At 53.8% G+C, this 26297-nt stretch carries 26 protein-coding genes, 1 tRNA gene, 1 other RNA gene and 1 pseudogene; 17 read left to right on the top strand and 12 right to left on the bottom strand.

Going from position 1 to position 26297, the window contains the following annotated elements; genetic code table 11:
• The first annotated feature begins 60 nt into the window (after positions 1–60).
• The 10 genes from galE (at position 61) to nadD (ending at position 6264) form a co-directional block, all read left to right on the top strand.
• Positions 61–1050 carry a UDP-glucose 4-epimerase GalE gene (gene galE / locus NY406_RS10780; protein WP_260534323.1) on the top strand — a complete coding sequence of 330 codons (990 nt, stop codon included), beginning with the start codon at positions 61–63 and terminating at the stop codon, positions 1048–1050.
• Between the two features lie 41 nt (positions 1051–1091).
• Positions 1092–1391: an AtpZ/AtpI family protein gene (locus tag NY406_RS10775; RefSeq protein WP_317618653.1), complete on the top strand. Its 300-nt coding sequence runs from the start codon at positions 1092–1094 to the stop codon at positions 1389–1391.
• Positions 1388–1780 (top strand): hypothetical protein, encoded by a 393-nt coding sequence (locus NY406_RS10770; protein WP_260534319.1) that lies wholly within the window; start codon positions 1388–1390, stop codon positions 1778–1780. The genes NY406_RS10775 and NY406_RS10770 overlap by 4 nt, the downstream gene beginning before the upstream one ends.
• A 9-nt stretch (positions 1781–1789) precedes the next feature.
• Complete coding sequence (locus NY406_RS10765; protein ID WP_260534317.1) at positions 1790–2827, top strand: F0F1 ATP synthase subunit A; 1038 nt, start codon at positions 1790–1792, stop codon at positions 2825–2827.
• Between the two features lie 99 nt (positions 2828–2926).
• Positions 2927–3148, top strand: coding sequence for an ATP synthase F0 subunit C (gene atpE, locus NY406_RS10760; RefSeq protein ID WP_069811102.1), 222 nt, complete (start codon positions 2927–2929; stop codon positions 3146–3148).
• A gap of 85 nt (positions 3149–3233) precedes the next feature.
• On the top strand, positions 3234–3761 hold the full coding sequence (locus NY406_RS10755) for a F0F1 ATP synthase subunit B (RefSeq protein ID WP_260534315.1): 528 nt from the start codon (positions 3234–3236) through the stop codon (positions 3759–3761).
• A gap of 18 nt (positions 3762–3779) precedes the next feature.
• Positions 3780–4325 carry a F0F1 ATP synthase subunit delta gene (locus NY406_RS10750; RefSeq protein ID WP_260534313.1) on the top strand — a complete coding sequence of 182 codons (546 nt, stop codon included), beginning with the start codon at positions 3780–3782 and terminating at the stop codon, positions 4323–4325.
• A 94-nt stretch (positions 4326–4419) separates the two neighbouring features.
• A tRNA-Ala gene (locus tag NY406_RS10745) sits at positions 4420–4492 on the top strand.
• A 255-nt stretch (positions 4493–4747) separates the two neighbouring features.
• Complete coding sequence (locus NY406_RS10740) at positions 4748–5680, top strand: outer membrane protein assembly factor BamD (protein WP_260534311.1); 933 nt, start codon at positions 4748–4750, stop codon at positions 5678–5680.
• Positions 5677–6264 (top strand): nicotinate (nicotinamide) nucleotide adenylyltransferase, encoded by a 588-nt coding sequence (gene nadD / locus NY406_RS10735; protein ID WP_260534309.1) that lies wholly within the window; start codon positions 5677–5679, stop codon positions 6262–6264. The genes NY406_RS10740 and nadD overlap by 4 nt, the downstream gene beginning before the upstream one ends.
• 34 nt (positions 6265–6298) lie before the next feature.
• Here nadD and argS read toward each other — a convergent pair whose 3' ends face one another.
• Genes argS through trpS form a run of 3 tightly spaced genes read right to left on the bottom strand, consistent with a single transcriptional unit; the run spans position 6299 to position 9702 of the window.
• Positions 6299–7954: an arginine--tRNA ligase gene (gene argS / locus NY406_RS10730; protein WP_260534307.1), complete on the bottom strand. Its 1656-nt coding sequence runs from the start codon at positions 7952–7954 to the stop codon at positions 6299–6301.
• Between the two features lie 12 nt (positions 7955–7966).
• Positions 7967–8671, bottom strand: a complete 705-nt coding sequence (locus tag NY406_RS10725) for a beta-phosphoglucomutase family hydrolase (RefSeq protein WP_260534305.1) — start codon at positions 8669–8671, stop codon at positions 7967–7969.
• Positions 8668–9702 (bottom strand): tryptophan--tRNA ligase, encoded by a 1035-nt coding sequence (trpS, locus tag NY406_RS10720; protein WP_260534303.1) that lies wholly within the window; start codon positions 9700–9702, stop codon positions 8668–8670. The genes NY406_RS10725 and trpS overlap by 4 nt, the downstream gene beginning before the upstream one ends.
• Before the next feature lie 220 nt (positions 9703–9922).
• Between trpS and ffs the strand changes: the two genes are divergently transcribed.
• From ffs to fsa, 3 genes are all read left to right on the top strand, one after another.
• Positions 9923–10021: signal recognition particle sRNA small type (ffs, locus tag NY406_RS10715), an RNA gene on the top strand.
• 200 nt (positions 10022–10221) lie between these two features.
• Positions 10222–11274, top strand: coding sequence for a 1,9-bis(guanidino)-5-aza-nonane synthase (locus tag NY406_RS10710; protein WP_260534301.1), 1053 nt, complete (start codon positions 10222–10224; stop codon positions 11272–11274).
• 9 nt (positions 11275–11283) lie between these two features.
• Complete coding sequence (gene fsa / locus NY406_RS10705) at positions 11284–11952, top strand: fructose-6-phosphate aldolase (protein WP_260534300.1); 669 nt, start codon at positions 11284–11286, stop codon at positions 11950–11952.
• A gap of 131 nt (positions 11953–12083) precedes the next feature.
• On the opposite strand, the gene rlmD is transcribed toward fsa, so the two are convergent.
• The 7 genes from rlmD to rpmH all read right to left on the bottom strand — a co-directional run bounded on the left by rlmD (position 12084) and on the right by rpmH (position 17808).
• On the bottom strand, positions 12084–13523 hold the full coding sequence (gene rlmD, locus NY406_RS10700) for a 23S rRNA (uracil(1939)-C(5))-methyltransferase RlmD (RefSeq protein WP_260534298.1): 1440 nt from the start codon (positions 13521–13523) through the stop codon (positions 12084–12086).
• Between the two features lie 20 nt (positions 13524–13543).
• The gene (locus NY406_RS10695; protein WP_260534296.1) at positions 13544–14464 is read right to left on the bottom strand and encodes an ROK family protein; all 921 of its coding nucleotides are present in this window, start codon (positions 14462–14464) and stop codon (positions 13544–13546) included.
• Entirely contained in the window at positions 14461–15060 is a 600-nt protein-coding gene (locus NY406_RS10690) for a phosphatase PAP2 family protein (RefSeq protein WP_260534294.1), read from the bottom strand. The genes NY406_RS10695 and NY406_RS10690 overlap by 4 nt, the downstream gene beginning before the upstream one ends.
• Positions 15061–15066: 6 nt before the next feature.
• Positions 15067–16824, bottom strand: coding sequence for a membrane protein insertase YidC (yidC, locus tag NY406_RS10685; protein WP_260534292.1), 1758 nt, complete (start codon positions 16822–16824; stop codon positions 15067–15069).
• Complete coding sequence (yidD, locus tag NY406_RS11350; RefSeq protein WP_411267111.1) at positions 16730–17065, bottom strand: membrane protein insertion efficiency factor YidD; 336 nt, start codon at positions 17063–17065, stop codon at positions 16730–16732. The genes yidC and yidD overlap by 95 nt, the downstream gene beginning before the upstream one ends.
• 80 nt (positions 17066–17145) lie before the next feature.
• Positions 17146–17586, bottom strand: a complete 441-nt coding sequence (locus NY406_RS10675; RefSeq protein WP_260534290.1) for a ribonuclease P protein component — start codon at positions 17584–17586, stop codon at positions 17146–17148.
• Between the two features lie 60 nt (positions 17587–17646).
• Complete coding sequence (gene rpmH, locus NY406_RS10670) at positions 17647–17808, bottom strand: 50S ribosomal protein L34 (protein WP_260534288.1); 162 nt, start codon at positions 17806–17808, stop codon at positions 17647–17649.
• Between the two features lie 404 nt (positions 17809–18212).
• Here rpmH and dnaA point away from each other — a divergent pair, with 404 nt between their 5' ends.
• The 4 genes from dnaA (at position 18213) to NY406_RS10650 (ending at position 22506) form a co-directional block, all read left to right on the top strand.
• A complete protein-coding gene (gene dnaA / locus NY406_RS10665) occupies positions 18213–19694 on the top strand; it encodes a chromosomal replication initiator protein DnaA (protein WP_260534286.1) in 1482 nt (493 codons plus the stop codon).
• Between the two features lie 273 nt (positions 19695–19967).
• The gene (gene dnaN, locus NY406_RS10660; protein ID WP_260534284.1) at positions 19968–21092 is read left to right on the top strand and encodes a DNA polymerase III subunit beta; all 1125 of its coding nucleotides are present in this window, start codon (positions 19968–19970) and stop codon (positions 21090–21092) included.
• An 11-nt stretch (positions 21093–21103) separates the two neighbouring features.
• The gene (gene recF, locus NY406_RS10655; protein ID WP_260534282.1) at positions 21104–22216 is read left to right on the top strand and encodes a DNA replication/repair protein RecF; all 1113 of its coding nucleotides are present in this window, start codon (positions 21104–21106) and stop codon (positions 22214–22216) included.
• The gene (locus tag NY406_RS10650) at positions 22213–22506 is read left to right on the top strand and encodes a DUF721 domain-containing protein (protein ID WP_260534280.1); all 294 of its coding nucleotides are present in this window, start codon (positions 22213–22215) and stop codon (positions 22504–22506) included. Before recF ends, NY406_RS10650 begins: the two co-directional genes overlap by 4 nt.
• A 63-nt stretch (positions 22507–22569) precedes the next feature.
• Here NY406_RS10650 and NY406_RS10645 read toward each other — a convergent pair.
• Positions 22570–23792, bottom strand: a pseudogene (locus NY406_RS10645) (FprA family A-type flavoprotein).
• A gap of 77 nt (positions 23793–23869) precedes the next feature.
• On the bottom strand, positions 23870–26266 hold the full coding sequence (locus NY406_RS10640; RefSeq protein ID WP_260633799.1) for a DNA polymerase domain-containing protein: 2397 nt from the start codon (positions 26264–26266) through the stop codon (positions 23870–23872).
• Positions 26267–26297 lie beyond the last annotated feature (31 nt).

Raw genomic sequence — 26297 nt, 5'->3', positions numbered from 1 at the left:
CGGCGGGAAGTGTTATCTTTGAGTTTGATCGTGTATGAACCCCGTATGAAACATTCAGGCATGAAAATTCTCGTTATCGGCGGCGCAGGGTATATCGGCAGTCATGTGGCTCGCGAGTTTCTCGACCGGGGCTACAAGGTTACGGTGTTCGACAATCTCTCCACCGGGCGAGAGGAGAATCTGTTCCGTGACGCGGAGTTCGTGCGTGGCGATATTTTCGATGCGGAAATGCTGGCCGAGGTGATGAATCGCGGGTTTGACGGATGCGTTCATCTGGCGGCGCGGAAGGCTGCCGGGGAGTCAATGCAGAAGCCGGAAGAGTACTCCGTTCACAACATCTGCGGTACGATCGGCACCATCAACCAGGCGGTGACAAACGGCATCAAATGCTTCCTCTTCTCCTCTTCGGCAGCCATTTTCGGCAGCCCGACTTATTTGCCCATCGACGAGAATCATCCCAAGGAGCCGGAGAACTACTACGGCTTCACCAAGCTTGAAATCGAGCGGATTCTCGAATGGTATGACCGGCTCAAGGGGCTGAAGTTCGCAGCGGTCAGATATTTCAACGCCGCCGGATATGATGTGCGCGGACGCATCCGAGGGCTGGAAAGGAATCCGGCCAACCTGTTACCAGTCATCATGGAGGTCGCGGCAGGCGTAAGGCCGATGCTCTCGGTGTTCGGCACCGACTACCCGACTCGGGACGGCACCTGCATCCGCGACTACGTTCATGTCAACGATCTCGCTACCGCGCACGTACTCGCATTCGAGCAGGTTATCGAGAGCGACGAAAGTCTGTCGGTCAACCTCGGCAGCGAAACTGGCGTCACCGTGCTCGAAATGCTCGAAGCCGCCCGCCGCGTGACGGGCAAAAAGATTCCGGCGGAGTTCGCGCCACGTCGTGCGGGCGATCCGGCCAACCTGGTGGCGACCTCCGCCATGGCCCGCGAGTTGCTCGGCTGGGTTCCGCAGTACAGCAATCTCGGTACGCTGGTTGAATCGACCTGGAATGTTTACCGGGATGTTAACGCTGATTCCGGCGGGCAATAGCTATTCCCCGATAGCGGCTCATGCCTCCAAAGGAGATGACCATGTTAGATAATGACAGGAAAAAGGATAAATTCTCCGAGCAGTTTGGAGGATCGGTCAGGGCGCTATCGGAGTATCTCGGGATCGGGGTTCAGATCGCCGCGAGTTTCGCACTTTTCGTCTTCCTCGGTTATTGGGCGGATTCGAAGTTTGGAACCTCACCTCTGTTTCTGCTGGCCGGAGTGCTTGTTGGCATGGTTGGCATGGCCCTTGTGCTCATGAAGACCCTTCGGCAGGCAGACCGCGAGCATGACCGTTTACATCAACACACTCGAAACCACGAAAAGGATCGCCGGACATGAAGGCTTTGTTTGATTTTCTTATAAAGTTATTTATCTTGTCGGTCATTTTATGGGGGGTTGTTTACTGGGGCTCGGCAAGGTATCCGATCGACATCAACTCGGTTTTCGCTGCCTGGCTCATGGTCGTTCTCAACAGCCTCACGGGGTACTTGCTCTTTGAGTACGGATTTGACAAAGAGTCGAAGATTTTCACGCTGGTCGTTTTCGGCGGCGTGGCCCTCAGACTTCTGATCGTTATGGCGCTGGTGCTGGTCATCAATCTGCTGGGTATGGTCAAGTCGATCGATTTCGTGGTATCCTTCATCTCTTTTTACTGTATTTACCTGGTACTCGAGATTCTCGCTTACCAGAAGAAGAATCAACTGAAAAAAAACGCGGCAAAAAACTGACAAGACGGTATGCGAAAGAAAGCGATTTCAAGAATTCTGGCACTGGTCGTGCCTGTACTCCTGAGCCTGAATAGTCCTGTATTCGCAACTACCGGTCAGAATGATGCCCCTGTAGCGGCAACTGCGCCGGCGGCTCCGGTCGCTCCGGCAAGCGTCGAGCCTCCCGCAGCCGCACCCGTGAAGGCTGAGGCTGCCCATGCCGAGAGCGGTGACGAGAAGCCGGGTGACCTCATCATGCATCATATTCTCGATAACCACACCTTCGAATTTGAGCCATTCGGAGAGGTGCATCTGCCCCGCATCGAAGTTGCCGGTTACGACATTTCGATAACCAAGCATGTCGTGATGATCTGGCTTGCCGCGATCCTGCTGGTCGTTATCGCAAGCGCTGCTGGCGCAAGCGTCAAGAAGATGTCCGCAAATCAGGCGCCGAAGGGTCTTGCCAACGTTTTCGAGTCACTGGTCGATTTTATCAGCAACGACGTCGCCAAACCCAACATCGGTCACGGTTACGAAAAGTTCCTGCCCTACCTGCTGACAGTGTTCTTTTTCATTCTGGTTTGCAATCTGCTCGGCCTCATCCCTTATGGCGCGACCGCGACCGGCAACATCAACGTCACGCTGACGCTGGCGACCTTCACTTTTATTGTCACCCAGGTTTCGGCCTTCAGGGCGCATGGCATCGTGGGCTATATGAAGCACCTGACCGCCGGTACGCACTGGGCGCTCTGGATTATCATGGTGCCAATCGAAATTCTCGGACAGTTCACCAAGCCGTTCGCTCTGACCATCCGACTCTTTGCGAACATGATCGCAGGCCATATCATCATTCTCAGCCTGTTTTTCATCAGCTTCATTCTGAAGAGCTACATCGTGGCTGTGGCGGTTTCGATACCGTTCGCGATCTTCATCTATCTGCTCGAACTCTTTGTGGCGTTCCTGCAAGCGTTCGTGTTTACCATGCTTTCCGCACTGTTCATCGGTCTGGCAACGGCGCATGAAGGCGGTCACGACGGTCATGAGCTTGAAGCTTCCGGTCATCACTGAGACGACCTGGTGGCGTAAAGAAGTTCCTTTATCTTTTTTAGAACTGCTACAAGGAGTAGCATTCATTTTACAACAACAATCAATGGAGGCAATTTAAAGATGGAAGGTTTGGGTTATTTGGGTGCGGGCATCGGCGCAGGTCTGGCAGCTATCGGTGCAGGTCTTGGTATTGGTAACGCTGCTGCTTCTGCAGCTGAAGGCACTGCCCGTCAGCCTGAGGCGACTTCGGACATCCGTACCACGATGATTATCGCCGCCGCTCTTATCGAGGGTGTTGCGCTGTTCGGTGAGGTTATCTGCGTGCTTCTCGCCCTGAAGTAATGCATCGTGCCATAGCTTAATCCGTCTGCAGTATCTATTTGAAACCGCAGACGGTTTTTTATCAAACTGTTAAAGGACTGCGTTCATGCTAACGTCAGGGATTATTCTGCTCGAAGGCGGGCTTCTCAACCCGAATCCTGGCCTCATATTCTGGACAGCTCTTACTTTTCTGATCGTTCTTGTTATTCTCAGTAAGACTGCATGGGGGCCGATCCTGTCGATGCTCGAAGAGCGGGCCAAAGGCATTCAATCAGCCATTGATCGTGCTCACGCGGCAAAAGACGAGGCCGAGTCGATCCTGAAGAAAAACCGGGATTTGCTGGCCAAGGCAGATGCCGAAGCTGACAAAATCATCAGGGAAGCCAAGGAGGTAGCGGACAGGCTTCGCGCCGATCTCACCGAGAAAGCCCAAGATGAATCCCGCAAGATGATTGCTTCCGCCAAGGAAGAGATTGAGCAGGAGAAGCGCCGCGCACTGGATGTGCTCAGAAACGAGGTCGCCGATATGGCGGTAAAAGGCGCCGAGAAAATTATCCGTACCACTCTCGATGCGGACAAGCAGAAAGCGGTGGTCAACGATATGATCAAGGAAATGGCCTCCAATCGTAACTGATAATAAAACCTCGGAACTATGTCAAGTGCAATTGCAGGCCGTCGATATGCGGTGGCCTTGCTCGAAGTGGCCGTTGAAGGCAACTTTCTGGAAAAAGTTACCGAAGACCTGCAGAAAATACAGGAAGTGCTCTCTGGAAGTCATGAGCTCGTGCTGGCTCTCAAAAGCCCGCTGATCAATGTCGATCTCAAATCGAAAATTCTCGAAGAAATTTTCAGGAACAAGATCAGTGAGAAAACGATGGTCTTCATCAAGCTGCTCGCTCACAAGAAAAGGGCCGCTCTTCTTGCCGGAGTAATTTCCGAATTCAACGCCTTGATCGACGAACGCAATGGCGTTATCAACGCCGATGTGAAAAGCGCAGTCAAGCTCAGCGACGAGCAGGCTAAAGAGCTGGTCAACAGCCTCTCCATTCGTACCGGGAAGAAAATCCGTGCCAAGATGCTGCTCGACGAGAACCTGATCGGCGGGGTAACCGTCAAAATCGGCGACACGATCATTGACGGCAGTATCAGCCATCAGCTTGAAATGCTCAAGCATTCACTGGTCGCCGAACCGGCTTGATTCCGTAGCATTATGTTCAAAAAAAGCCTGTCGTTGAGCGGGCTTTTTTTGCGTTTGTGAAAAGATTGGAATAGCTGTAAATTGCTCCACATTTGGGGCTTTAGCTCAGTTGGTAGAGCGTCTCGTTCGCAATGAGAAGGTCAGGGGTTCGACTCCCCTAAGCTCCACAAACGAAATCAGCATATTGTTTTCTTCTGCGAACGCATGAACTTTTTTCGGGTGTTCCTTCGAAAGTCGAATCGGATTGCCAAAGCGTGGACTACCTGCAGGAATCAAATCATCCGGTTTGCAAGATCAGCCGAAAACTCGCCAACCCACGGTATCAGCTTCTTCCTGCTCTTGCACTGGTTCACGTAAGTTTTGCGTGCTGCCGTCAGGCACAATCGGATTGTCATTTTTTCACTTGCTTTAAGGGAGTCTCTATGTCTCAATCGGTCATGAAAAAGTCGGTGCTCAGAACTCTGCCTGGTCTGCTTTGTCTTGCATTGTCGCTCTCATCCTGCTCGTCATCGAAACCAGCGAAAACTGCCGCAATAACGGCCTCTCCGGCTGAGCAGCGCTACCGAGAAGCCACCGAAAAGATCGCAAAACGGAAGTACGACAATGCGATCGTCATCCTTGAGTCCCTGATGTTTTCGACGAGAGCGACCGATCTTGAAGACGATGTGCTTAACGCTCTGGCCGAGTCCTATTTCAAAAAGAAAGAGTACATCCTTGCTGCTGACACCTACAGGCGCTTGCTTCAGCAGACCCCAGACTCGCCCTATGCGAGGAATGCGCAGTTTCAACTTGCCAGGTCGTACGAAAAGCTCTCTCCATTCCATGAGCTTGACCAGGAGTACACCGTCAAGGCAATCAACGAATTCACCACCTACCTTGACCAGTATCCGTCCGATGATTCCAGACAGGCAGCCAGCGATGCCGAGATGTATAAAAAGCTGATGGAGGTCAATCCGAAAAACGCCTCCTACCGGCAGAAATACGAGGCCGCAATGGCAATACTCTCGCAGGAATCGCCTGCGCGATACAGCCAGCAGGCGATTCCTGCGCTCCGGGAGAAGCTTGCCGATAACCGCTTCTCGATCGCCCGGCAATATTTCAAACTGAAGAAGTACCGGGCCGCAGAGATTTTCTACGATGTGGTTATCAACCAGTACCCCGATACCAAATGGCTCGAACCGGCATGGATCGGCAAGATCGACTCGGAGATCAAGCAGCAGAACTGGTTTGAAGCCCGCCAGTCGATAGAGGCCTTCCAGCAGCTTTACCCGGGCAAGGCCAAGCTGGTTGAGTCTGCCGCAAAAAGAGTTACCGCCCACTACTCAAACAAGCGCGATCCGAAATCGAAAGAGTGAAAACTGCTGTTTTCGGAGGAAGTTTCGATCCGCCGCATAACGGTCATCTCGCCCTGTGCCTCTTTGCAAGAGAACTTGCAGGGCTTGACCGGCTGACGGTATCGGTTTCCAAAAATCCTTTCAAAGCTCCCGCTGACGCTTCAGATGATGACCGGGCCACCATGGCCCGTCTGTTCGTCGCTGAGCTCAACACTGCCGGCAAGTTTGCTGAAATGAGCGACTGGGAGTTACAGCAGCCGGGACCTTCATACACCATCGATCTTCTGCGACACGTCGCGGCGCTTCATCAGGGCGACGATCTTGTACTTCTCGTGGGGGAGGACAGTTACAGGCAGATACCGCAGTGGCGGGAATCGCAGGCGATCACCAAACTTTGTGACATTGCGGTGTTTGGACGTTCTGGCGCCAAGCTTGCCGCTGCATCGTGCGGCGGGATTCTACCGACCGCGATGCTCTTCGATTTCGACATGCCAGTCTCAGCTACGGAGGTCAGGCGACTCGCCGCCGCCGGTCAGCCAGTCTCGCACCTCGTCCCGCAATCCATCGCGGCATACATCGAATCGCACAGCCTGTATCGCGCCTGATTTGCACCACGCAGGCCGCACTCTAATGCCAAGATTACATCGATTCCGGCGCAGAAATGCCGAGAATTCTAAAGCCGTTCTGCAGCACCTGACGCACCGCGAGTGACAGTTCCAGACGCGCTGTTCGAACGCGTTCGTCGGCTTTCAGAATCGGGCACTCCTGATAGAACTTGTGGTAGCGCTCGGCGACCGTGTGGAGATACTCCACCATCTTTTGCGGTTCGAGCTGACGCAGGCTGGACTGGATGAGGTCAGGGAAGTCGAGCAGCACGGATGCCAGATCGATCTCTGCTTCGCTCGAAAGCAGCGCTAGTCCTTCGCCTGTTGCCGCAGACTCGTCGAAGCTGACCTCTTTTTCGGCCATGCGCATGAGGCTGCAAATCCTCGCATGAGCATACTGGAGGTAGAAGACCGGGTTGTCTTTCGACTGCTTCTTGGCCAGCTCGACATCGAAGTTCAGGTGCGAATCCTTGCCGCGCATGATGAAGAACAGGCGAGTGGCGTCCGCGCCCACATCGTCGATGAGGTCGTCGAGCAGATCGGCGTTGCCCTTGCGGGTTGACATTTTGACCGTCTGGCCGCCGACCGTGGTGGTGACGAACTGGTTGATGGCGATCTTGACCTTCGAGGCGTCGTAGCCAAGGATTTTCAGCGCTTCGAGCACGTCGGGGTACTCGTCGATATGGTCCGCGCCGAAGACGTTGACCATGAGGTCGAAGCCGCGCTCGAACTTGGTGACGTGGTAGGCGATGTCGGGCAAGCGGTAGCTCGGATCACCAGAAGATTTGATGAGCACCTTGTCCTTCTCCTGACCAAGCTTGGTGGTCAGGAACCAGGTCGCGCCGTCGTAGTTGCCGATGAAGCCCTTAGCTTCAAGCGCGTCGATCACCCACTGGTTTGCCGACGGGTTACCTTCGTGCGACTGGTAAAGCGTGTGCTCGTTGAAAAAGGAGTCGTGCATGATCGACAACCGTTCGAGGGTTTTGCGGATCGAACTGAAGATGACCGCTTCGGCGGTCTCCTTGAAAATCGTCAGCTCTTCGGTCGAGGCCAGTTCGTCGCCGTGCTCGATGAAGAGCATCCCGGCAATTTCGCCGATGTAGTCGCCCTGGTAGTGCGTCTCCGGGAACTCGATCTCCTGACCGCATTTTTCCAGATAACGGTAGCGCACCGATTCGGCCAGAATCTGCATCTGGCGTCCGGCATCGTTGAAGTAGTACTCGCGCGTCACCTCATAGCCCTGCGTTTCAAGCAGGTTCGCGATGCAGTCGCCCAAGACGCCGCCACGTCCGCGCCCGATGGTGAGCGGCCCGGTCGGATTGGCGCTGACGTACTCCACAATCGCCTTCAGCCCCTTTCCCGACTCATTGCATCCGAACGCCTCGCCCTTTGCCAGAACCTCCTGCGCCGAGCGCATGATGAAGGCCAGATCGAGATGGAAGTTGATGAAGCCCGACCCGGCTACTTCGGTTTTCGTGACCGTGCCTTCCGGGAATGCGAACAGGCCGATCAACTGCGTGGCCAGTTCGCGCGGATTTTTCCGGGCCTCTTTAGCCACGAGGAAGGCGATGTTGGTCGAGAAATCGCCGAACCTCTTGTCGTTCGGCTTGTCGATCTGAATCTCCTTGTCGGTCTCGATGCCCGCTTTGTGCAGGGCGTCCTGAATGAAGGGGAGGAAAAAAGCTCGCATCGGTATGAATCGTTAAGACATGGTTTTGACGGCACTGGAAAGCTCCAGCAAGGCTTCGGGCATGAGGCCTTCGAAATGGTCGATGGCCGTAATGACGTTGTCGAACGCAGCGAAGGCCTCGGGCCGATTGGTCGTCGTAACCGCCACGCAGCTCATGCCTGCGGCGGCGGCGGCTTCCGCGCCGGGCAGCGCGTCCTCGAAGACGATGCATGAGGACGGATCAGCACCAAGGCGTTCGGCCACCTGCAGGAAGGTCTCCGGATGCGGCTTGCCGTGCTTGACCATGTGCGCGCCGACCACCGCCTCGAAGCGCGGCGTCAGGCCGGTCAGACCGAGCACGTAGTCGATGTTCTTCGGCCCCGCGCCGGTGCCGATACCGAGCCGGACGCCCGAATTGGCGGCGCGGTCGAGGAACGCTTCAAGGCCGGGCATCGCGACGATGGCATCGCGGTTCATCACGCGATAGAGCATGTCTTTCAGCTCCGTCAGCTTGTCTGCCTCTTCGGGCGAAATCGACGGATCGAGGAAGTAGCGCAAGACGTCGAGGCCCTTCATACCGGCGGTTTCGACAAGGTAGCGCTCCGGGTCGAGACCCGACAGGCCGTAGTCGGCGAAGAGATCAACCCACGACTGGGCGTGCATTCTCATGTTATCGACCAACACGCCGTCCATGTCGAAAATGAACGCTTTCGGGCCGTTATCGTTTCGTATCATCATGCGTTACTCTCCCCGAGGTTCATCGCTTCCCTGACCTCTTTCATGGTTTCTCCGGCAATTTTTCGTGCCTTTGTTTCGCCTTCGTGCAGAATCTCTTTGACCATCTCAGGCCGCTCTTCGTAGTGCTTGCGGCGTTCGAGAATCGGGGCCAGCTCCGCCGAAATGTTTGCTGCGCACATCTTCTTGCAGTCAACGCAGCCGAGCGCTCCGGAGCGGCACCCCGTCTCGATTTCGGCCAGCTGCGCCTCGCCGGTGAACTTCTGGTGGTAGCTGTAAACCAGGCACACTTCCGGGCGGCCCGGATCGTTGCGGCGCACCTTCTGCGTGTCGGTCACGGCGGGGCGCATCTTCGCGAGCACCTCGTCAGGGCCGTCACTCAGCAGAATCGTGTTGCCGAGCGACTTGGACATCTTCGCCTTGCCGTCGAGGCCGACGAGCCGCGCGAACTTCGTGATCTTTGGCGCGGGTTCGGGGAAGACGTCGCCGAGCGCCGGATGCTGGTAGTGGCTGTTGAACTTGCGGGCGATCTCGCGGGTGATCTCCACGTGCGGGATCTGATCCTCGCCCACCGGCACCACGTTGCCCTTGTAGAGCAGAATGTCCGCCGCCTGCAACACCGGATAGCCGAGATGGCCATAGACCAGCGACTCCATGTTCAGATCGCGCACCTGCTCCTTGAGCGTCGGGTTGCGCTCGAGCCGCGCGGTGGTGATGAGCATTGAAAAGATGAGGAACAGCTCGGCGTGCTCCTTGACCTGCGACTGCCGGAATACCGGGCTTTTTTCGGGATCGACGCCTGCCGCGAGCCAGTCAACAAGCATGTCGATAGAGTGCGCATACAGGCTCGACGTATCAAGCGAAGTGGTCAGGCTGTGGTAGTCGGCAATCAGAAAGCAGGTCTCGTAAGCCCGGCTTCCGTCGGGATGGAGAAGGTCTTGCTGCGCGATCCAGTTTTCAAGTGCTCCGGTGTAGTGGCCGAGGTGCAGCTTGCCGGTAGGCCGCATCCCGCTTAAAATCCTTTGTATCGACATGGCGTCGGGGTTCTGGCTCCTGTTCTGACGAACGTTGCGTGACAATGAGATGGCTGAAGCCGGAGGCAATTCTCCGGGACGGTTACGAAGTTATAACAGTTGCCACAAAGAAAAAAGCTTTGTTTTTGTATTTTAACTTCAGAACGCTATATTAGAAGCCTGTTTTTACTTGGGCCGACTGAACGGCGCTGGTAAAAACAGGAACATAGCAGATTTAGGAGAGTAAGTCCTATACAGCATTCTCTTGCCCAACCATGTCAGGTCCGGAAGGAAGCAGCATCCGGTAATGTGAGTGTGTGATATAGTCAGCTTGCTCTCCTTTTTTTATTGTGAAAAATCAGCAAACAGATTCAGGCTGAGATTGAAAATCGGGATCGAAAACCCGAAATTGAGGCTTATAGCTGATTGTTTTATTCTGAGAGAGCAGGTGGAGATGTGCCGTAAGGGACAACACTCTCCCGCTCGTCAGCCCAGCATTACAACCAAACAGAAGCACTTAAAATAGTACAGGAGCTACCTATGAAAGAGCGTTCGATGCAGAAAGCAGGATTTCTGAAAGAGCCGATCAAGCACATCGGCATCACCAAGCACAACGTCGTGCCGATGATCGAGGAGATGGCCGACATGGCGTTCCAGGCTCGCAACCTGGCCCGCGCGGCCTCTATCGTCGATCTGATGCAGAAAGACAAGGAGTGCGCCGTCATTCTCACCATCGCCGGTTCGCTCATCAGCGCCGGCCTGAAGCAGGTCATCATCGACATGCTCGAACACAACATGGTTGACGTCATCGTCTCAACCGGCGCAAACATCGTCGATCAGGACTTCTTCGAGGCGCTCGGTTTCAAGCACTGGAAAGGCTCGCAGTTCGCCGACGACGCCGAGCTGCGCGAGCTGGCCATCGACCGCATCTACGACACCTACATCGACGAGGACGAACTCCGCGTCTGCGACGACACCATGGCGATCATCGCCAACTCGATGCAGCCCGGCGCGTATTCGTCGCGCGAATTCATCGTCGAGATGGGCAAGTACATCGAAGAGAAGGGGCTCGACAAGAACTCCATCGTTTACAAAGCCTACGAGAAAGGCGTGCCGATCTTCTGCCCGGCATTCTCGGACTGTTCCGCCGGATTCGGCCTGGTGCACCACCAGTGGCACAACCCCGATAACCATGTCTCCATCGACTCGGTCAAGGACTTCCGCGAGCTGACCAGAATCAAGATCGAGAACGACAAGACCGGCATCTTCATGATCGGCGGCGGCGTGCCGAAGAACTTTACGCAAGACATCGTCGTTGCGGCTGAGGTGCTTGGCTACGAAGATGTTTCGATGCACACCTACGCCGTGCAGATCACCGTGGCCGACGAACGCGACGGCGCGCTCTCCGGCTCGACCCTCAAGGAGGCCAGCTCGTGGGGCAAGGTTGACACGGTTTACGAGCAGATGGTCTTCGCCGAAGCCACCGTCGCCATGCCGCTCATCGCCGGTTACGCCTATCACAAACGCAACTGGGAGGGCCGCCCCGCACGTAACTTCAACGCCATGCTCGACGCAAAACCGGTCAACGCCTGAGGAGGCCCCATGAAATTCTTTATCGACACCGCCAGTCTCGACGAAATCAAAGCAGCCAATGAACTTGGTGTGCTCGACGGCGTCACGACCAATCCATCGCTGATCGCCAAAATCGTCAAAGATCCGGCCAACTTCACCTACGCCGACTTCAAGGCGCACATCGCCAAAATCTGCCAAATCGTCGATGGCCCGGTCAGCGCCGAGGTTACCACGCTCAAAGCAGAGGAGATGATCGCCCAGGGCGAGGAGCTTGCGGCCATTCACAAGAATATCGTCGTCAAGTGCCCGCTCACGGTCGAAGGCCTCAAAGCGATCAAGCACTTCTCCTCGAACGGCATCAAGACGAACGCCACGCTGGTCTTTTCGCCAACGCAGGCCTTGCTTGCCGCCAAAGCTGGCGCGGACTTCGTCAGCCCGTTCGTCGGACGCCTCGACGACATCAGCACCAACGGCATGGAGCTGGTCAGGCAGATCGTCACGATGTACGACAACTATGGCTACCTCACCGAAGTGATCGTGGCCAGCGTGCGCAACCCGCTGCACGTTGTCGAATCGGCGATGGTCGGTGCCGACATCGCCACCATCCCGTACAGCGTCATCAAACAACTCGCCAACCACCCGCTGACCGACAAGGGACTGGAGAAGTTTATGGAAGACGCCGGGGTGATGACTCCGTAAGGCGCGGAGGCCTCATGTATGTGAAAAAAAGCCGGATGTGTGCTGCATGTCCGGCTTTTTTTGTTGAAAGTTTGGCAGTTGACAAGACAATAAGTCCCGCTCAAAGCTTTCGGGACGCGTCCTGCCCGGATTTATTCTGCCCGCTCGAAACAGGCCACGGTCTCGATGTGATTCGTCTGCGGAAACATGTCTACCGGTTGGGCTGACGTCATGCGATAGCCTCGGGCGGCGATCTCTTTGCCGTCGCGAGCGAGGTTGTCAGGGTTGCAGCTAACATAGACGATGCGGTCGGGCTGGAGTTTGAGCATGGTGTCGAGCGCTTTGGGGTGCATTCCGGCGCGCGGGGGGTCGGTGACGATGATGCGGGGTTTGGCGTAGGGTTCGAGCGCCTCCTGCATGGCATGGAAGTTCTTGAGATCGGCCTGGAAGAAGACCGTGTTCGAGAGGCCGTTCAGCTCTGCGTTCATCTGCGCATCGCGGACAGCGCTCTCAACCACCTCGATGCCGATCGCCTGCTTGCAGTGGCGGGCGAGGTAGAGCGTGATGGTGCCGGTGCCGCAGTAGAGGTCATAAACCGTGTCCGCCGGAGTGATGCCGCCGACGGCGATGATCTGGTCGTAGAGGGTTTCGGCCTGGCGGGTGTTGGTCTGGAAGAAAGAGTTGGCGGAAATCCTGAAGTCGAGGTCGCCGAGCCGTTCGGTGACGTAGCCGTCGCCGCTGATGATGTACTCCCGCTCGCCAGTGGCGACGGTGTTCTTGCGGGTGGTGACGTTGTTCAGCAAGGTCATCAACTGCTCCGGCATGGCCGATTCGAGCCGCGCCTTCAGCGCCAGCATGACCTCCTTTTCGTACCACGAGGTGACGATGTTGACCATGAGCTGACGATGGCGTTCGCTGTAGCGGAGCATGAGGTTGCGCAGGTAGCCTTCGTGCGCCTTGGCGGCGTAGGGCGCAAGGCTGCGTTCGAGGGCGAAGTCGCGCACGACATTCAGCACCTTGTTCATGCACTCCTTGGCGAGGTAGCAGGTATCAAGGTCGAGCACCTTTTCGAAGTTGCCCGGCGCGTGAAAGCCAAGGGCGAAGTGCTTCGGCTTCGACAGCTCGTCGCTGTCGATCTCTCGCTGGAGCAGGTAGCGCATGTTGGAGCAGGAGAACTCCACCTTGTTGCGATAGTGAAACGGCTCAGGGGCGGCGAGCACCGGGAGGACGTTGGGGTTCTCGAAGCCGCCGATGTGCACGAGCGAGTCGGTCACCTTTTTGTGCTTGTAGCGGAGCTGCGCCTCGTAACTGACGTGCATCCACTTGCATCCGCCGCAGGAGCCGAAGACCGGGCAGACCGGCTCGACGCGATCCGGCGACGGCGACAAAACCTCGATGGCGCTCGCTTCGAGGTAGCGCGACTTGACCTTGTAAACTTGCGCCGAAACGCGGTCGCCAGGCGCGAGGATGCCGGAGACCATCACGCCCATCCCCTCGGCGGTTTTGCCGAAGCACTTGTCGCGCTCGGCGTGGTCGGTGATAGTCAGTTCGATGATGTCGCCTTTTCTGTAGCGGATTTCCTGTTGTTCCAATGGAGTGTGCGTTGATACAATTATCGTGAATGCAGTGGTGGCCCGGCAAGCAGCGCCGCGCCGAAGACGCCCGCGCTGTCGCCAAGCAGCGGCGGCAGGAGCGGGATGTCGAACGAGTGGTTGAAGACATTGGCAGCAATCATCTGCCTCGTCTCAGGGGTGTAGAGCTGGCGGATGTTGCCCACACCGCCGCCGATAATGACGAGGTCCGGATCGAGAATGTTGATGACCGCCGCCAGCGCCACGCCGAATTTCGAGACCAGCCGGTCGATGGTCTGCCGCGCGAAGTCGTCGCGCCCCGTCGAAGCGGCGATCTGTTTCAGTGAGGCTTTGCGCCCGCTGAGGGCCGCGTAGTGCCGTTCGAGCGCCGGGCCGGAGATGACCGTCTCGACGCAGCCGCGCCGTCCGCAGTAGCATTTCGCGTTTTCGCCCGGCACCGGGTTGTGCCCCCACTCTCCGGCGATGCCGTGCGCTCCCCGGATAATCCGGCCATCGCGGACGATCCCGCCGCCCACGCCGGTACCAAGGATGATGCCGAACGCTGCCGCACCGGGCCGGGCCATCTCGTCGCGCCCCGCGCCGAGCATCGACTCGGCGAGCGCGAAGCAGTTCGCGTCGTTGTCGATCACCACCTCCATCCGCAGCGCCTCTTGCAGATCGCGCAAGAGCGGCACTCCGTTCAGGCAGACGGTATTCGAGTTGGTGATGACGCCATCCCCACCGTCAGCGCGACCGGGCGTGCCGATGCCGATCCGCTCCGGCAGGTCGAGGCCCGACTTCTCGGCCATCGTTTCGACGAGGCTTTTGATCTGCATCAGAATATGGCCGTAACCCTTTTCCTGCTCCGTCGGGATGCGGTGGCGGACAACGGGACGCAGCTCTTCGTCGAGGATCACCCCCTCGATCTTGGTACCCCCGAGATCGATGCCCCAGCGATTCATTCCACTCTTCCGTTCTGCATCGCCCGCCGGTGCACCACGTTCTTGACGAACCAGGCGAACGCCGTGTAGATCAGCGCCGCGCCGGCGATGCCGATCACGATACCGCCAAGCACATCACCCGGATAGTGCACGCCGATGTAGATCCGGGAAAAGGCGACCATCGAGGCGTAAGCGATCACAACCACAGTGAAGACTTTATCAACCGTGTCGCCCCGCCAGAAGAAAAGCCACACAAGACCGGCAATGGCCGTCGAATTGGCCGCGTGGGAGGAGGCGAACGACCAGGAGGAGTGTGACTGATCGACGAGGAGGCGCACCCCTTCGAGAGCAAAGCAGGGGCGGATGCGGTGAAAGAGCGGTTTCATGATACCGGATGCGGTGTAGTCGGTGATGCCGACAGCGAAAAGAAAAAGGGGAATGACGAAAAACGCGTTTTTCCCCTTTCTGACAAGAATGAAGAGTGCGAGAAGCACCAGGATATGGGCAGAGTGCTTCGGGCTGGTCAGGAACAGCATCAGGTCGTCCAGCGCCGGGTGAGCCAAACCGTGGTTCAGGAGCTGGAAAAGCCACGCATCCGCCTGTTCGAGACCGCCCATGGTGGGTTACTTTTTCTTTCCTCCCTTTTTCGGAGCCGGTTTCATGGCCGCGGCAACCTGCATGGCAGCAGCGGCTTTGTCCTCTTCGGTGACGGTGGCGTTCATGTAGACCTGCTGCGCGATGCTGAAGATGTTGAACATCAGATAGTACAGAGCGAGACCCGCCGGCATGTTGTTGAAGAACAGAAGCATCATGGCCGGGAACATCCACATCATGATCTTCATCTGCTCGTTGGACTGGGCGGTCGGAGTAATCTTCTGCTGGAAGAAAACGGTCACAGCCATCAGAATTGGCATGATGGCAATGTGATCGCCGTAAAGCGGCAGGGCGAAACCGAAATTGTACACCGAGTCCGGCACGGAAAGATCCTTTACCCAGAGGAAACCGTGCTGGCGAAGCTGGATCGACGAGCGGAACACATAGAACATCGCAAAGAGCAGCGGCATCTGGATCAGGGTTGGCAGGCAGCCGCCGAGCGGATTGACACCGGCCTCCTTGTAGATACGACCGAGCTCGCTTTGCAGCTTGGCAGGATTGTCCTTGTATTTGTCCTGAAGCTCTTGCATCATCGGCTGCAAAGCCGACATCTTCTTCATCGACTTGGTCGAAGCGAGCGACAGTGGCCAGGTGACCAGCTTGATCAGGAAGGCGAAGATGATGATGATGAGACCGTAGTTGGTCACAACCTTGTTCATCCAGTTGAAGATCGGCAGGATGAGATACTCGGCGAAGGGGCGAGTCAGCCAGTCCCAGCCAAAATCCATGATTTTTTCAAGCCCTACGTGCAGGGACTTCACCGTGTTGTAGTCGAGAGGCCCGACATAGAGCCGGTAATGGTCATCGACGAGGTTCTGACCTGCCGGAAACCTCATCTTCAGAGCAGTCACATAGTTCTCAAACTCGCTTCCGGCCATCTTCTTCCCTTGCAGGTAAACTCCTTCGGTTGTCCTCTGCGGGATGAGTGCCGCAACGAAATATTTGTTCCTGACGGCAACCCACTCGGCCTTGCCCGACTCCTCCTCCTGATAGGACTTCTTGGCGTCACTGGCGTCGAGCTTGAGCAGACCGCCACCGAGGTAGGCGCTGGCGAGAGCATTGTGTGACTCGTCAACCTTATCTTTTTCGGAGTATACCAGGCCGCCATCCCAATTGAGCTGATACTCGTTGCCTGCGATGGTAGAACCAAAACCGTTGAGCTTGAGATCGTAATCAACCACATAGCTGTCTCCGGTAAAGGTATAGGTCACCTGAATGCTGCGATTTGCATCCACATCGAGCACATAGCTGACCGAGAGCTTCTTTTGGCCGGTTACCGTTTCCGAGGTTTTGGTGTCAAGACTTCTGAAATAGAGGTCACGGGTATCGATTCGCTTGCCGTCATTGCTCAGAAAGAGCATGGAAAGCGCACCCTTGTCTTTCGAAGACACCAGGTTGAATGGCTTGCCATTCACAGCGAGATGCTTTTTGAGCACAAGCGACTTAAGTGTGGCGCCTTTTGAAGAGAGCACAGCCGTGAACAGATCGCTGTTAACGGTGATGGTCTGCTCGTTGCCCATCGAGGCTTGGGCGAAAGCGCCAAGACTCTCCATTGAGGTTTCTGGAGCAGAAGCCACCGGAGCGCCATTTGCAGAGGGTTTCTGAACCGCCTCTCGTGGAGTCGCCGCCTTTTCAAGTTCCAGTTTCTGCTCCGGCTTCATGAACTGTAGCCACACGATCATGATCGCAGCAATCAGGGCAAACCCTATCACCGAATTTCTGTCCATTACTTCGACTCGTTTGAATTACCTTCAGATCTCTTTTTTTCGGCGGGACGGGATCGTAGCCGCCTTTTGAAAACGGATTGCACCGCAACACCCGCCAGACGGTCAGCCATGTAGCATAGAAAAGGTTGTGCTGACGGAATGCATCGATGGCGTAGTTGGAACAGGTGGGGTGGTACTTGCAGGACGGCCCGAGAAGCGGTGATATGAACGTCTGGTAAAACTTTATCAGGAAAATCGGCACGAAGTTCAGCAGTTGACCAGGGGTGCTGTCGCTGTGTTCCGTCCCGTTATTCCGTTGATTGCCCGTATTATTCAACCCTGTCACCCTCCTGCGCCTGCGGCAGCCTGTTCGATAGAAGATTTTTTTAGCATGTGCCGTATTTCAGCCTGAAACCTCTCCAGCGCCGGAATAGCATCGGCACGGCCCCGGTATAAAAACGCCAATATCACCTGATAATCAACTTTCCCGGCTCCAGAAGCAAGTGCTCTGGTCAAAATATTTTTTTCGAGCCGGTAAGCCTCACGCATCAGGCGTTTGATCCTGTTGCGGTCAACAGCTCTCGGGGCAAGCTTTTTGCCAACCGTGAACAGCACTCTGACCGGTATTCCAGGGGCCTGATCGACCAGTTGCGTAAAAGAGTAGATCAGCAGGAGCGAACCTCCCTTTAAACGGGCGCCCTTGTTGAAAAGACGGGAAATGGTGCTTTTTCCCCGGACTATTTCGGCTTTTGGCAGGGCATTTGAGCGTTTTTCCGAAAGCATGCCGTTCATGCACGCAGAACAGTCCGGAAGTCGAAGCATGGCTCCCTTCCGGCCTGTACGTTACCGTTTCGACGAACCCATCGAGCTGCTGACACTCAGGGAGTGACGGCCCTTGGCGCGACGGGCAGACAAAACCTTGCGTCCGTTCTTGGTAGCCATTCTCTGCCTGAAGCCATGCTTGTTGCGCCTTTTCCTGTTGCTCGGCTGAAAAGTCCTTTTCATCTCCTCAAAACTCCTCTCAAATGATTGATTAAAAATACAGGACGTTTAATGTATCATTTTACTCATTGATAAACAAGAAAACTTAACACCCAAACACTTGTCAACAACCCTACTTCAAGCAGATTTCCACACTGTGGATAACTTGTGGATAAAAATATTCCCACCCACCAAAACACCACAAGCAGCGCCACGTCAAGCCATCAACACATGTGGACAACTTTTCCGTACACAATCAATAACTAAATAAAAAAAAGAGATACGATGTTGAAAAATCGGTTTATGAACCACTTTTGATCTGCAGGCAAAATCGGTGGCGGGATTGTTTTTTGTCCACTGAAAACAGTACCTTGTAAACAGAAAATGTTGATGAATCACCAAAACAGCGACTCTCCCGCTCAACTCACATGCCCGATACGATCCAGAAAGAAGCTCCAGGACAACTGAAAATAACCCCGACGCATGGCAAGCCATTCGCGGAAAAGGTGTGGAGCGCGTGTCTCGGCCTGATCGAGGAGAACATCAACAGCCTGGCCTTCAAAACCTGGTTCCTGCCGATCAAGCCCCTCTCGTTTTCCGGAAGCGAACTGACCATCGAGGTGCCGAGCCAGTTTTTCTACGAGTGGATCGAAGAAAACTACTCGGTGCACGTCAAGCAGGCGCTCCGCCAGGTGATCGGGCCGGAAGCGAAGCTGATGTACTCCATTGTGATGGACAAATCGCAAGGTCAGCCAGTGACCATCGAATTGCCCCATCAGAATGATGCTGCGCCTGCAGAAAGGGCGGAACGTCCGGAAGGTGCCGCAGAGAAGGTGTCATCTGGCCGTGAACGATTTGAAATGGGGCGAGCCAGATTCGAAAGCAACCTCAATCCAAAATACACCTTTTCAACGCTCATCCGCGGAGATTGCAACTCTCTGGCATTTGCCGCGTCCAAATCGATCGCCCAGAACCCGGGACAGAATGCCTTCAACCCGCTAGTCATTTACGGCGGTGTGGGTCTCGGCAAGACCCACATGATGCAGGCTATTGGCAACTCGGTGCTTGAAAACCGCATCACTGACGCCGTGCTGTACGTATCAAGCGAAAAGTTCGCCATCGATTTCGTCAACGCAATCCAGAACGGTAAAATCCAGGAGTTTTCGGCCTTCTACCGGAATATCGACGTCCTGATTATCGACGACATCCAGTTTTTCGCGGGCAAGGAAAAGACCCAGGAGGAGATATTCCACATTTTCAATACCCTGCATCAGTCCAACAAGCAAATCATCCTTTCAGCAGACCGACCGATCAAGGAGATCAAGGGAATCGAAGACCGTCTCATTTCCCGTTTCAACTGGGGCCTCTCCACCGACATCCAGGCCCCGGATTACGAGACCCGCAAGGCGATCATCCAGAGCAAGCTCAAGCAGAGCGGCGTAAATCTTGATCCGGCAGTTATCGAGTTTATCGCAACCAACGTCACCAACAACGTCAGGGAACTCGAAGGGTGCATCGTCAAGCTGCTGGCGGCCCACTCGCTCGACAACCAGGAGATCGACCTTCAGTTCACAAAATCGACGCTCAAGGACATCATCCGGTACAACACTAAGCAATTGACTCTCGAGACCATCGAAAAAGCGGTCTGCTCCTATTTTTCGATTACCTCGAACGACCTGAAAGGCAAATCGAAAAAAAAGGAGATCGCTGTCGGACGCCAGATTGCCATGTACCTGTCGAAGGATATGACCAACTCCTCGCTCAAGACCATCGGCCTCCACTTCGGCGGACGCGATCACTCAACAGTCATCCACGCCCTGAACACCATCGAGAAGAAAATCGGATCCTCCAGCGAAGAACGAAAGAAAATCGAGGAGCTGAGAAAAAGAATTGAAATTATGTCGATGTAGCCTGTGTATAACCTGTTCAAAACCTGTTGGCGCAATCTTGATTTCAGGGGAGTTATCAACACTGCGGCGTTACGGCATGAAATCACCAACAAACCATCAACCGCCCTGTGCAAGGAAACACACATCCTGTCCACAGAAGTCAGAAGAGAAATTAAGAACATAAGACATTATAGAATAATATTTTAATAAGTCTCTTTGCTCCTCTGTCAAGATTTCCACAAACTCAACAACAACAACAAATCTTTCATATAAAAGAATAAAGATTGTAAGAAGATGAAATTCAATACGACCATCAAACGACTACAGGAAGCTGCTAACAAGGTTATTCTTGCTGTGCCAGCCAAGTCACTGGATGCCCGTTTCGACAATATCAACATGACCCTTGAAAACGGGATGCTCACCATGTACGCTACTGACGGTGAGCTGTCGATCACCACGAACTGTGATGTGGCTTCGACCGACAAGGGTAACATCGCCATTCGCGCCAGAACCTTGCAGGATTTTCTGCGCAGCATGTACGAAACTGATGTTACATTCGACATCGAACGTCAGTCGATCGGTGAACTTGGCACCATTCATATTGCCACTGACAAGGGTCGTTATCGCATTCCGTGCACCTTCACCACCAAACCGGAAAGTCAGGAGCGGAATTTCGATCTCTCGATTGAGCTTCAGCCCAACGAGTTGCAGGACATGATCCACAAGACGCTCTTTGCGTGCAGCGTCGATGGGATGCGCCCGGCAATGATGGGTGTTTTGTTCGAGTTCGATGAAGAGCACATCACCGCCGTATCGACCGACGGCCATCGGCTTGTTCGCTGCCGGAAGAAGGCGGCGGTGGCAGTAGCTGAAAAGCAGAAGATCGTTGTGCCGGCAAGGGTACTGTCAATCATTCAGAGAATGCTGACAAACGAAGAGGTGAAGATGACGATCGACTCGGAGCGCCGGAATGTCAAGTTCAAAACTGCTACCATGGAATTGGAGTCAGCGCTCATTGTCGAGCCGTATCCCAATTACGAGGCGGTAATACCGGTTGAAAACGACAAGCAGCTCGTCACGGACCGGTCGCTGTTGCACGATTCGGTCAAAAGGGTTGGACGGTTTTCAAGCATCGGCGACCTGAAGATCAGCGCACAGGATTCACAGATCAAGGTGATGGCTGAAAACGCCAGCGAAGGAGAGTCTGCCCAGGAAGAGCTAGCCTGTTCGTTTACCGGAGAGGAGATCACCATCGGCTTCAACACGAAGTTTGTCGAGGCAGCGCTTTCACACATTGATACCGACGAGGTTCTAATCGAGATGAATTCACCGAAAACCGCGGTGCTGTTCAAACCGAAAAGCTCTGAGAAACCGGAAGATCTCATGATTCTGGTCATGCCGGTCAGAATCAATAACTGAATTGAAGTGATTTGCGGCTCAAGTCCATCATTATTGAGAATTTCAGGAACCACCGGCTTCTGGAGTTCCAACCGGGTCTGCACATCACCGATATTCACGGCAGTAACGGCTCGGGCAAAACAACCATTCTTGAGGCGATCCACTATTGCGCGCTGACCAGAGGATTCAGTGGAAACAGCGACAGGGATTGCCTGATGTTCGGGGAGGAGATGTTCACCATACGCTCCTCTTTTGAAAGCGATCAGGGTGGTGAAACCAAGGTTGTGGTAGCCTATACGCCGCAAAAAGAGAAGCGGATTCTGGTCAATGATCAGGAGCTTCAGACCTTTTCGAAACATATCGGCCTTATCCCGTGCGTGACTTTCACACCACGGGAACTGGTCATCATCACGGGTGGTCCAGCCGAAAGGCGCCGCTTCATCGACACTGCTATCTGCCAGTATGACCGGAAGTACCTGTCAGACCTCATGCAGTACCGCAGAGTGCTTCAGCAACGCAACGCCTTACTGGCGTCCTATAACGATCCAGCAACCGTTGAAACAGCTCTGGAGGTGCTGACCGATCAGCTCGTCGATCATGCCGTTGAGATCGTAAAGGCGAGAGAGCGATTTATCAGCAGTTTCAATAAGATGCTCGACGACGTGTATCGCTGGCATCCCGAAGGAACGAAGAGCGAAATAGCCTATCAATCCTCGCTTCACCACGATGAAAGAGAGGTTCCAAAAGCACAGATGCAGGTGCTTTTCAGCGCTCGTTATCGCTCATTGAAACGGCAGGAGTTGCTTAGAAGGCAAACGCTGGCAGGCCCGCACCGCGATGACCTGCTTTTGCATCTCAATGGCCGGGAGATACGAAAATACGCCTCTCAGGGGCAGCAGAGGGCTTTTCTCGTGGCGATGAAGATGACCCTGCATGCATACTTGCATGAGCACTCTGAAGAGATGCCGGTAACGCTGCTCGATGATCTGTTTAGTGAACTGGACGCAAAGGTGTCGGCACTTATGCTCGACACGCTCTCATCGAAAGGACAGGTCATTATCACATCGACGGAAAAAAGGGATGGAAACGGGATTACAGCCTTTTCAATCGATGACTACAGGCACATGTCAAGCAAGGAGCGATGACAAAAAAGAAATCACCCAGAGTGCTTGGTTCACTCATGTCGGATGTTTGCAGAAAAATAGGCATGACCGAAGCATACGAAGAGTATAAAACACTTCAGTTATGGGACGGTGTTGTCGGAGAAGCAATCGCGCGGGTGACCACGGTTGAAAAGATGAAAGAGGGCGATTTGTACGTGAAGGTCAGAAATCCATCGTGGCGGATGGAACTCAATTTCCGGAAAAGAGACATTGTAGCACGCCTCAACAAAGCAATCGGTTATCAAATGATCAGAACGATCATCTTCAAGTAAAAAAGGAACGCTGTTTGTTCGACAGCGTTCCAAAATTATTCTAAGATAATATATAATAATATCTTAGATATTACAGGTAAGATTATACATCTCGATCATTTTTTCAGCAAATGCCTTTCCGAATGCCCTGCACTGCTCGAATTCAGGCTCGTGAGGCTGGAACTTGATCATCACGTTCTGGTCGAACACCTTGAGCTTGAGGTTGGCCAGATTGTTCTCGATGATTTTCACTCCTTCACCGCTCCAGCCGTATGAGCCGAACGCTGCGGTGAGTTTGCCACGGTCGCGCAACGGATTGAGCACGGCAAAGATGCTATAGATCTGGTGAACGATGTTCTGGTTGATAGTAGGAGAACCGATAATGATTCCCATCGAGTGTGCGATCTTCTCTTCGAGTTTCTCTGCCGATATGTTCTCGATGTCACACACATCGACATTGAAGTCACACGCTGACCGCAAACCTTCGGCGATCTTTTGCGCCAGCACAGAGGTGTTTTCGTATGCGGAGACGTATGCGATGAGAATACTTTTTCGTTTGGCATCGCGATGGCTGCCTGCGAATAACGCTGTGAAAGATCGACATATTTTTTCCAGTCGGATCTCAGGATTGGTCCGTGACCAGGACAAATGACACCGATGTCGAGTGGACGTATTTTTTCAATCGCCTGAAGCATGTATTTGCTGAATGGCCTCAGTATTGCGTCAAAGTAGTATTTGAAAGCGTCGTCGAAATCACCGCAGAGGTCGTCATACATCGCTTCGTTGCAGTAATGGCAGCCGAAGGAGTCGCAGGTAAAGAGTACCCGATCCTCTTCAAGCCAGGAGTAGATCGTGTCAGGCCAGTGCAGGTTTGGTGCACCAATGAAGTGGATCGTTTTGTTGCCGAGATCGAGTTTGTCGCCATGCTTGACTACAAGATGCTTGAAGTCGTGGCCGGTCTGGTCACGCAGGAACTTGATGGCGTTGCCGCTGCCCACCACAGTGGCGTTTGGGGCAACAGAGAGCAAGTTGTGCACGTTACCCGAGTGGTCGGGCTCGGTGTGATCGACGATGATGTATTCGATCTCTTCAGGATTGACCACTTTCGTCAGTTTTTCGAGATAGGTCGGCCAGAACTTAACCTTGGTCGTCTCAACAACCGTTTTTTTCTCGGCGTTGATGAAGTAAGAATTGTAAGTGGTGCCGTATTTGGTTTCCATGACGATATCGAAGGTGATAAGACCCGGATCGAGCACGCCAATCCAGGAGACATCATCGGTAATCGTAAGTATTTTGTCGTCTATCATAAAATATTAAGGATAATGGTTGACAAGATTTGATTATATAATTTTTTATTGCATAAAAAGTTTAAAAATAAGGAATTCTAAAAAAGTGTATCGTCACTATAAATATCCTGTGCATCGAGAAGACGAATTTCACGAATAATCTCGATTCCTTCGGGAGAAAAGGCAAACAGGGTATCAGCCGAAAAGATCGTGCTGAAATCCTGTGGCTTGAAAAACGGCAGAAACTTCTGAGCGAATTCATCGAGACGTTTCAGATAGAAACCGGTATTTTCGTCAGGTTGTTCCTTCTTCCACTCTTCAGCGAGTCGTCCCTTGTCAACGAAGTTCGCGGGATTACCTGTTCCGGCAATGTAATAGGTCATGCGATCGCCTTTTGAAATATCGAGACCCTGGCGAAGAGCTATTTCGTAAGTAATTGATTTTGAACGCTTTCCAGAACGAACATCGGCTGCGTACTGATCGAGTGAGGTTTTCATCGATTCTGTTCTTGAAAAATCGGTGATGTCGAGACGATGGTTTAAAAGATCGTCACGATACCGGACGTACAGATCGTGAAGACCCTGGATGTCGTCCTTGAGCAGGAGAATAAATCCTTCTCTGATGAAATCACGTCCGAATTTTTCACCGCTTCGGCTTACAAAGGCCGATCCTTTCAGTTTCAGTTTGTCGTGATAATCGAGCAATACGTAGTTCTTTTTCATGTAGGAGATCATCTTCCTGAAACGCCCGTCGAAAGAAATTCTGATACCTGCTGGCATGGTTGAAGAAACTTCCTCGACAAGACGGCGCTCATCGTCTTCAGAAATTACATGGGGCGGTGGCACCAGAAAGATACCATCAGTGTCGACCTCGATTACCTGAGCGCCGCGCAATTCGAACTCTCTGATCATCGATCTGGCTATTTCCTGACCTTTGGTTGTGACGCGGTCAGCCTCTTCGAAATCGTTGAAAATGCCACTGCTGAAACCAAGATAACCGTACATGGCGTTGATGATGATCTTGAACGACGACTGCATGGCGTCGAAATTGTAGGCAACTGACCGATTGCCGGCTTCACTCTCCTCCTGTGCGCGTTTTTTGGCCGCAAAGCGCAGATCACGAAGATCCTTGAGGATTGCCGGAAATGCTTTCAGGATATCGGTTTTCGGGCAGACTCCGTACGAGAGCATGATCGAGGGGTAGAGTGATTCAACGTCGGCATAGACTATCGGGCCGAGAATGCCCTTGATGAAAACCTCGGTAAAACCACCGGTATGTTGCTGGCCAATGGATGGGCGGGGAATAGAGACTTTTCGCTTGAGATATTCTCGAATCAGGATCGCTTCGATCTTGGCTGCCGGACCAAGTCTCGATGTGTTAGCATAGGTGTAGGGCACCATGCTGGTCATGCTGAAATTGGTGCCGGAGAGCAAGGCTGCGATTTCACGGGTTTCACGCACATCGTCGAGCGCGTAGGCGAGCAGCGTCTCGGGATTGTTGTCCCAGGTCGAAGCGATATCCTTGTAGCTGACGTAGGTTCTGTTCGGGGAGGCGAATCCGAAAAATTTGGCGACGGCTTTCAGCCCATAACTTGGAAGAATACGTTTCGATGTATCGTAGTTCTGGACGAGGAAATAGGTATCGATGACGTGCCTTCCGGGAATATCGAAAAACTGAAAATCCGCTGACCGTTCAGCAAAGCGTATGGACGAAGGGTAAGAGCGCGGCATCTGCCCATCACGTCCAATAGCGAATCGAACGCCGTTAAGTTCGCAACGGCGTTGCAGATAGGGCAGGTCAAAGCCAAAAATATTGTGTCCTTCGATGACGTCAGGGTCTTTTTCGCGAATAATTGCAACCAGCTCTTCAAGAAGTGCCTTTTCACTTCTTCCTTTCGAGTGAATGACGTGCTCCCACGAGCGGTTGTCGCTGAGCGAGACGATAATGACCGGGTCTTCGCCAATTCCTTTCCTGTTGCCGTCCTGCCTGTCAGGGCGGAAATAGGTTTCAATGTCGAGTTGTAAGCGATAAATGTCATCGAAAAGCATTCCCTTAAACAGGGTTTTACCTGTCTGCATGAGATACTGGCTGATGGCATCGCCCCGGCTGTAGGTCAAATGGCTGTTAATGCTTGAACCGTATTGTGAATCACTACTTGAAGGTAAGCCCTGAGAGCTGGAGTTCACAAAGTCGAGCGCCGCACGATAATTTTTCCAGCTTCTGAAGATGGCGAGATGCCGGTAGTAGTTTGTGCCGTCGAGCGGAATCAGCCAGAATTTTTCTTTGTCAAAAGGGGTAAAGCCGTCAAGCAGTTCATTGTCCGAGAGAAAGAAGAATGGATAGAATGGCTCGTCCCGCCAGGTTACGACATCCGCCGTTCTGATGAATAATCGTATTTGCGAATCATTACGCTGGTACGCTCCAACAATGTTCTCCTCGGGGTCTTTACCGAAAAGCAGTTCATTTCCGAGAGAAAAATCGACAATGTTGTTCATAGTACCAGAGTGCAAGATTGAATAAATGTTT

The organism is Chlorobaculum sp. MV4-Y (genome assembly GCF_025244685.1).
In the GTDB taxonomy this organism is placed as follows: domain Bacteria; phylum Bacteroidota; class Chlorobiia; order Chlorobiales; family Chlorobiaceae; genus Chlorobaculum.
This window is presented reverse-complemented; position numbering and strand designations above follow the sequence as displayed.